The organism is Exiguobacterium sp. s128 (assembly GCF_018618815.1).
GTDB lineage: Bacteria > Bacillota > Bacilli > Exiguobacteriales > Exiguobacteriaceae > Exiguobacterium_A > Exiguobacterium_A antarcticum.
Genome location: NZ_JACSMT010000023.1, coordinates 37,149 through 45,054 on the forward strand (window position 1 = coordinate 37,149; position 7,906 = coordinate 45,054).

General features: G+C 47.4%; 6 protein-coding genes. 4 read left to right on the plus strand and 2 right to left on the minus strand.

All coding sequences use genetic code 11. From position 1 onward, the window contains the following. The first annotated feature begins 51 nt into the window (after positions 1-51). The 3 genes from KNQ13_RS10040 to KNQ13_RS10050 all read left to right on the plus strand — a co-directional run bounded on the left by KNQ13_RS10040 (position 52) and on the right by KNQ13_RS10050 (position 2,616). Positions 52-1,110: an LLM class flavin-dependent oxidoreductase gene (locus KNQ13_RS10040; protein ID WP_209548331.1), complete on the plus strand. Its 1,059-nt coding sequence runs from the start codon at positions 52-54 to the stop codon at positions 1,108-1,110. Beyond that, entirely contained in the window at positions 1,107-2,054 is a 948-nt protein-coding gene (locus KNQ13_RS10045; protein WP_209548332.1) for an ATP-grasp domain-containing protein, read from the plus strand. Before KNQ13_RS10040 ends, KNQ13_RS10045 begins: the two co-directional genes overlap by 4 nt. Before the next feature lie 103 nt (positions 2,055-2,157). Continuing rightward, entirely contained in the window at positions 2,158-2,616 is a 459-nt protein-coding gene (locus KNQ13_RS10050; RefSeq protein ID WP_014971668.1) for an SRPBCC family protein, read from the plus strand. A 100-nt stretch (positions 2,617-2,716) separates the two neighbouring features. Here KNQ13_RS10050 and KNQ13_RS10055 read toward each other — a convergent pair whose 3' ends face one another. Both KNQ13_RS10055 and KNQ13_RS10060 read right to left on the minus strand, forming a co-directional pair. Next, complete coding sequence (locus KNQ13_RS10055) at positions 2,717-4,594, minus strand: PhoX family protein (protein WP_209548333.1); 1,878 nt, start codon at positions 4,592-4,594, stop codon at positions 2,717-2,719. Positions 4,595-4,830: 236 nt separating this feature from the next. Further along, complete coding sequence (locus KNQ13_RS10060; RefSeq protein ID WP_014971666.1) at positions 4,831-6,456, minus strand: ABC-F family ATP-binding cassette domain-containing protein; 1,626 nt, start codon at positions 6,454-6,456, stop codon at positions 4,831-4,833. A 300-nt stretch (positions 6,457-6,756) separates the two neighbouring features. Between KNQ13_RS10060 and KNQ13_RS10065 the strand changes: the two genes are divergently transcribed. Continuing rightward, positions 6,757-7,629: a prohibitin family protein gene (locus KNQ13_RS10065; protein ID WP_014971664.1), complete on the plus strand. Its 873-nt coding sequence runs from the start codon at positions 6,757-6,759 to the stop codon at positions 7,627-7,629. The last annotated feature ends 277 nt before the right edge of the window (positions 7,630-7,906 follow it).

Below are 7,906 nucleotides of genomic sequence, written 5' to 3' on the forward strand. Positions count from 1 at the left end.
TCTTTTCGATTTTCGAGAAGAGCGACTTTTTTAATGAGGGGGACATAGCGGATGGAGTATGGATTTTGGTTGCCGATTTTTGGAGGATGGTTACGGAATGTCGAGGACGAACAGATGCCGGCGACATTCGATTATGCGAAACAGGTCGCACAAACGGCTGAACGAATCGGTTTTTCGACGACGCTGATTGCGGAGTTGAATTTAAATGATATTAAAGGACTTGAAGCACCAAGCTTAGAAGCCTGGACGACGGCAGCGGCGATTGCCGCAACGACGGAACGACTGGAAATCATGACGGCCGTCCGCCCGGGGTTCCATAATCCGGCGACGACGGCGAAGATGGCAGCGAACATCGATCAACTCAGCAACGGACGATTTACGCTAAACGTCGTCTCGGCCTGGTGGGAAGAAGAGGCCCGGCAATACAACGGCATTTTTACGGCCCATGATGAACGGTACGCTCGGACCAAAGAATTCGTCACGATCATGAAAGGGTTATGGGCAGACGCCTCACCATATAGCTTCGATGGCAACTACTATACGCTCGAGCAGACACAACTGCATCCGAAGCCGGTTCAACGACCGGGCATCAAGCTGTATGCCGGTGGAGAAAGCGAAGCCGGAAAACAAACCATCGTCGAACAGTGTGATGCCTATGTTATGCATGGGGGAACGGTTGAGGAAGTGACCGTCAAGATTGAGGATATGAAAACGCGTCGACATGCAACAGGGCAACCACCGCTTGAAAGTTTTGGCCTTGCTGCCTACATCATCTGCCGGGATACAGAAGAAGAAGCGGTTCAAGAATGGCAACGGATCACGGACGTCAAAGAAGACAGTGCCGGTTACGTCGGCTACGACGACTTTGTCAGTAAATCGCAACTCGAGCAACAGGTAAAACGGAATGATTATTCGGTCTCAAACCGCGGACTCCGTCCGGATTTAATCGGGACACCGGAACAGATTGCCGAGCGGATTCTCGCCTTTGAAGAAGTCGGTGTCACATTGTTGTTGTTACAATTTTCACCGCAACTTGAAGAAATGGAACGCTTCGCACGCGACGTCATGCCGCTTGTCGAGGAAAAACGAAAGGTAGGTCAAACCAAATGACAAAAATTCATATCTTACACGAAAATCAGGAATGGACGGATCATCTGATTAAACGACTCGAGGAACTGGAGTTGCCGTATGAACAGTGGCATCTCGACGAAGGGCAAGTCCCGCTTGATGAAGTCCCGCCGGAAGGCGTTTTCTACAGCCGAATGAGTGCGTCGTCGCACACGCGTGGCCACCGTTACGCACCGGAATTGACGGAAGGAGTGCTCGCTTGGCTTGAAGAACATGACCGGACCGTCTTCAACGGAACGCGTGCCCTACGTCTGGAAGTCAGTAAAATCAATCAGTATACGGCGCTTCGAAAAGCCGGTATCCGGGTCCCGAAAACAACGGCTGCCGTCGGTCGCGATCAAATCGTTGAAGCGGCAAAAAATATTGGTGTGTCCTCGTTTATCACGAAACACAACCGTGCCGGAAAAGGACTCGGCGTCCAGCTGTTCCATTCGATTGAAGCGCTCGAGACGTATCTCGATGGTCCGACCTTTGATGAGCCGGTCGATGGCATCACGCTGATTCAAGAATATATTCAAGCGCCGGAACCGTATATCACGCGTTGTGAATTCGTCGGCGGAAAATTCGTTTACGCCGTCCAAGTCGATACATCAGAAGGCTTTGAACTGTGCCCGGCGGATGCGTGTGTGATCGATGACTTGTTCTGCCCGGTCGGGGAAGAAGCACCGCAAACTCCGATGAAGTTTAAAGTCGTCGACGGATTTAATGATCCGATCATTCAAAAGTATGAAGCATTCCTGCAAGCGAACCAAATCGCGGTCGCCGGGATCGAGTTCATCAAGGATGCAGACGGAACGATTTATACGTATGACGTCAATACGAATACGAACTACAACTCGGATGCGGAAGCGGCTGCCGGTAAGTTCGGCATGTTGGAACTCGCGAAGTTCCTTGGGCATGCGTTAGAGCGTCAAACTGTAAAATAAGAACCATTCACCGATTGAAATGAGCCAAATACCCTGTATGTGACGTAGTCTGAAGTTAGAACTACACACATCAGGGTATTTTTTAATAAAAGGAGGTGTTGGGATGGTGACGTGGCACGAAGAAAAAATCCTCGACGTTCCGATCGAGGAAGCCTGGCATATCTTTGATCACGATCGGTTGCAACGCCTGATTCCGGGTGTCGTCCAGCACGAGGTGATTGAGCGGAAACCGGGTGTCGTCGGTTCGACGTACCGGCAAACGTATATGCAGGGGAACCGCCTCGAGACATACATCGTGACGGATCTTGCCTATACAAATCAACCGGACTTCAAGCAAAATACGATTGGCTTTACCCTCGCTAAGATTTTTAAGCTCGAGATGACGTTTACGTTAAAGCGGCTTGACGAAACAAGTTGTCAGCTGATTTATACCGGGAAAAACGAAGGGGCTAATTTTGTTGGACGAAGTCTGCTGTCGCTTGGAGGCGAACGGGAGACGGAAAAAATCGTTCAAGGATTACTCCGGCGTGTGGAAGAAGAGGCCGGTCAGTTGCGTGCGTGATCAACAAAGAATCATTCTTTCACGCGAGACACAAGCCACCTCCCTTCATTCCTTTTAATCGAGAGACACCCTCATTTTTGAGTCAGCCTCTTTCGTTGTCTTAACGATGAGAATACGATTTCTGACCTGTCGGCAGACCAGACAAGTAACCGACACCACCTGTTTTTTGAATGCCAATTCCTTCTTGCATCGCTTGTTCCAGTTTCTTCGGATCAACGGCTGTGATCTGCTTCCCGTTTAACCCTTCACCCGGATGTTGGTAGTTACTGAGCAGGTAGCTGTATCCACCGACACGGTCAAGTGACCGGAGTCCTGTTGCTTCAGCACCGACCGGGACGGACAGAATCCGTGAGAGTTTTTTCGTCTTCAAATTATACGCCCAGACGAAGTTATTCGTATGCAACGAGCTGTCTTCACCGATGAAAAGTGTGTTTGATGTTGCCGAATAGGCCAGATTATCCGGATTTGCGACGAGATTCGGGTTCGCCGTATTGCCGTACGCATCCGGCTTCGCTAAATCCTCACCGATGACGAGTGCCTGCATGTTCGTTGGCACATAACGGCTGTCGATTCCTTTGGCACGCCCGAGATCGATTTCAAAGGTCGCACCGGATTCGCGTTTCTCAAGCTGAATATCGTCTTGAACGGCACCGTCTTGTTTTTCCGTACTGCCGGAAACATACGAAAGAGCGATATAGGCTTTTTTGTCCTCAGCGTTGACGGTGATGCCTTCCATCTTGTTGAACTCAGACGTTGCTCCGAGCAACGCACCGTAACGACGCGATTCGAGGAAAGCCGCTTCTTTTTCCTTGCCTGGTTTTAACTTCAGATACTCGACCTTTTTGCTGGCAGCTGTCTTGACTGCTTTAAAGCCAGGTGCTGGAGCATCAGCCGTCTCAAAGATGTCACTAAACTTAGTTCCTTTATCGATTAAACGTTTCACTTCTTTATCGGATGCATGTCCGAGCTTGATCCATTCGAGATCCCCGGCGCCGCCTTCTGTCGCCTTTGTTTGATTGAATTTAGCCGCGTACAGTGTTCCTTGTGAGAAGTCTTTCTTTTTATCAGCGACGTACATGAACATCATCGTATTGTTGCCGTCATCGCCGAAGATGGCCGTTTTTTGGTCCGGCAGAATCTGCATCATCTCGTGTGAGAAACGACCAGTACTGTAGTGTTTGACGACCGACGATTTTCCTTTGCGGTCCACCGAAATTTCCGGCGTGAAGCCATAGAAATAAGGGTTCGCTTTTTCTTTTGTTCCGAAGTAACGTTCAGCAAAGGCGTTAACTTCTTTATAGGCAGAAGATGTCGGATCCGACTCGAAAGCCCGTGCGTCCGGTTCGTATTCTTCTGAGCCAAGGTGCGTGCCCCACGGCGTCGTCGAACCGTTACATGGTGTCCAAAGACCGTTGACGTTCTTGAAGTCGATTTTACTCGCTTTCTTGACCGCAAGTTTCCCGGTCTTTTTATCCTGTACGACTTCTGTCAATGTCATCGAAGCGGGCAGTCCCTTGACCTCATTTCCGGCGTTATCGATTGAATCGTACTCGAAGTGGGAGACCATGTACTTTTTACCATGGACTTCAAGCAAACTGTTTGAATCCGGTGCATCCGAGACGAAGGCTTCCGGCTTGTCCGGGACGCTCCGGTCGATGATCGGATCGCCGTTGACATCGATTGGTGTTCCGGCGGCAATCATCGCACCTTTATTTTCGACGATCTTATCTTGTGATAAGAACAATTGGTTGTAGTTCAGTGGCTTGATTTCTGTTTTACCGTTTTGATACGTGACTTTAACCTTAGCTTCCGTATACGTTTTGACCATTTGATTGACTGTGCTTGGTGCATCCATCGATAGAAACTCAACTTTCTTGATATCGCGTGCTGCACGGGATGTATGGGCATCAGCGAATGTTGGAATCAGACTCGATGACAGGACAGCTGCGGATAGACCGACGATCAGTGTTCGTTTCATAGTGATTTCCCTCCAAGTTGTTTGTTGTCTTGCTACTTTCTCATTTAATCAGTTGATTATGAAGAGGATGTAAACATAACAGGACAGTTGTATTTCACTTGGTTAAGTTTCTATTTACAAGAGATGACGAGATCTTTGCTTTCAAAGTAGCATAGGTACGTGACGTTTTCTCCAATGATTTACTTCAGTTTACAAAAAAGAGACCCGATCCGCTAGGACAGGTCTCTGTTCACTGATTAGTTCGTTGCGTACAACGTAGTTAATTGCTGTTGAACGGATTCGTTGTTGAGGTATTCATCATACGTCGTTTCTTTGTCGACGATACCGTTTGGCGTCAATTCGATGATCCGATTCGCGATGGTTTCGACGAACTGATGGTCATGCGAGCTGAACAGCATCGCACCTTTATAAGTGATCAACCCATCGTTGAGTGCCGTGATGGATTCAAGATCCAAGTGATTCGTCGGATCATCCAAGACGAGAACGTTTGAACCGCTGAGCATCGCTTTCGATAACATACAACGGACTTTTTCTCCCCCGGATAAAACAGAAGCTTTTTTCATGACTTCTTCGCCTGAGAAGAGCATCCGGCCGAGGAAACCACGGAGGAACGTGTCGCTCTCATCGGCTGGTGAATACTGGCGTAACCAGTCGAGGATCGTTTTGTCTGATCCTTCGAAGAAAGCAGAGTTATCTTTTGGCAAGTACGATTGTGACGTCGTGACGCCCCATTTAAATGTCCCGCTGTCTGCTTCGACTTCACCCATGAGGATTTTAAAGAGTGTCGTGATTGCAATGTCATTTTGGCTGATAAAGACGACTTTATCTGTTTTGTTTAATGAGAAACGGACATTGTCGAGGACTTTGACACCATCGATCGTCTTCGAGATACCATCGACGATCAACAGATCATTTCCGATTTCACGTTCCGGCGTAAAACCGACGAACGGATAACGGCGTGACGATGGACGGATATCATCGAGTGTGATCTTATCGAGCAACTTCTTCCGTGATGTCGCTTGTTTCGCTTTTGAGGCGTTCGAGCTGAAACGGGCGATGAAGGCTTGAAGTTCTTTGATTTTTTCTTCTTTTTTCTTGTTTTGGTCGCCGGCCATACGTGAAGCAAGCTGACTTGATTCGTACCAGAAATCATAGTTTCCGATATACAGTTGGATTTTCCCGTAGTCGAGATCGGCCATATGCGTACAAACGTTGTTGAGGAAGTGACGGTCGTGGGAAATGACGATGACCGTATTTTCAAACCCGATTAAGAACTCTTCAAGCCATTTGACGGCTTTCAAGTCAAGACCGTTGGTAGGCTCATCGAGCAACAGGATGTCTGGTTTACCGAACAACGCTTGAGCGAGCAAGACTTTGACTTTCTCGCCGCCAGTTAACTCGGCCATCGTTTTCGTGTGCAGGTTTTCTTTGATGCCGAGACCCTGTAAGAGCATCGCCGCTTCCGACTCTGCTTCCCATCCGTTCATTTCTGCGAACTCACCTTCGAGCTCAGCGGCACGCATGCCGTCTTCGTCCGAGAAGTTTTCTTTCATATAAATCGCATCTTTTTCTTTCATGACTTCATATAGACGTTTATGTCCCATCATGACCGTTTCGATGACTTGGAACTCTTCATATTCATAATGGTTCTGACGAAGGACACCAAGACGTTCGCCCGGCGTGATGATGACGTCTCCTTGTTGCGCTTCGATATCACCGGCAAGAATTTTAAGGAATGTGGATTTACCGGCACCGTTTGCGCCGATGAGACCGTAGCAGTTACCTGGTGTAAACTTAATGTTGACGTCTTCGAATAATTTGCGGTCCGCAAAGCGGAGACCGACGTTTTGTACTGTAATCATATAAAGAAGAACCCTCGTTTCTAGTGTGTGATGTGCTGTTACGAGTGTACCACAAAATGATACGTCTCGTTTCAAGGACAAAGTTCTTTACATCTTAGACCGGATTCACCAAATTAGCAACCTCACTTTTTAAAAAATGAAACATTTTCCAATCTGAGGCGTAAGAGTAGTTAGAACATTCATGAAGGAGGAGGACGGCATGGCAGTACTTTTCACGTTGTTATTTTTTGCACTGATCGTCTTGCTGGCCATTGAACTGTATAAGTATATTCAGGATAAAATTGATAAAGGAGACTCCAAATGAGAGAAATTAAACCGAAAAAACGTATTAGGCCGTCGATGATCATCGCAGGTGTGATTGTCGTCGCACTTCTTGCGATGACACCATTCATCGTCGAACAAATCGAACCGGGACAGGTCGGGGTCGTCTACAAACCGTCAAGTGGTGTCCAGGATGAGACACTCTCGCAAGGATGGCATATCGTTTCGCCGATTACACGCGTCACGGAATATCCGATCCGGACACAGACCAAGTCACTCGACAACATGACACTGGCAACAAAGGACGGTAAAAACATCGTCGTTGACTTTACGTACAGTTTTTCTGTCTCGCCTGATCAAGTGACGGAAGTATTCAATAAATTTGGTCCTGTTGAAATTGATGAGATTGCAGCCGGTTACTTAAAACAGCGTCTTTATGATGCGTCACGTGAACAGATTTCGAAAGTCACCGTCCTCGAATTATTCGGAGAACAGTCGGGTAACGTCTCAACAAGCATTCAGACACAATTTGCCGAAGATGTGAAAAAGATTGGCTTCATCATCGAAGACGTCGCACTCGGTGCACCAAAACCAGATGTGAAAACGCAGGAAGCAATCGATGCACGGGTGAAAGCTTCACAGGAACTCGATAAAAAGAAGACGGATCTTGCGATTGCGAAAGCAGAAGCGGAACGTCTGCGGGTCGAAGCGAAAGGGGCAGCGGATGCCCGACTCATTGAAGCACAGGGGCTCGCGAAAGCCCAAAAAGAATTACAGAAAACGTTGACGGAAGAAATGATTCAGTATGAAGCCGTCAAGAAGTGGGACGGAAAATCACCGCTCGTTAGTGGATCGGGCAGCATGGTCCAACTACCGATTCCGGATCAGCAAACAACAACAGAAGAAAAGTAAGAAATGGGTACGTCTTTCGATTGAAAGGCGTATTTTTTTTGCTGAAAATTTAAAAGGAAACTGTAATTCTGAAAAAGTAAAATAAAGTAAAAAGTTAAGTGGAAGACGCTTAAAATCATATTTCAAGAAAAAAATCTGTAAAGTACCTTTTTAAAATACCCATTAATTGGTTTATTTACCTGTTTTGAGGCTCATCACCATAACACGTGGTTGCTATTTTAACGACCAAGCTCAAGGCGCAATCTCAAAAAGAATCGTTCGAGGTTTCGGTAGCCAT

Coding starts and splice junctions, on each gene's coding strand:
- KNQ13_RS10060 (WP_014971666.1), bottom strand. CDS start 6,456: ATGATTACAGTACAAAACGTCGGTCTCCGCTTTGCGGACCGCAAATTA.
- KNQ13_RS10040 (WP_209548331.1), top strand. CDS start 52: ATGGAGTATGGATTTTGGTTGCCGATTTTTGGAGGATGGTTACGGAAT.
- KNQ13_RS10045 (WP_209548332.1), top strand. CDS start 1,107: ATGACAAAAATTCATATCTTACACGAAAATCAGGAATGGACGGATCAT.
- KNQ13_RS10050 (WP_014971668.1), top strand. CDS start 2,158: ATGGTGACGTGGCACGAAGAAAAAATCCTCGACGTTCCGATCGAGGAA.
- KNQ13_RS10055 (WP_209548333.1), bottom strand. CDS start 4,594: ATGAAACGAACACTGATCGTCGGTCTATCCGCAGCTGTCCTGTCATCG.
- KNQ13_RS10065 (WP_014971664.1), top strand. CDS start 6,757: ATGAGAGAAATTAAACCGAAAAAACGTATTAGGCCGTCGATGATCATC.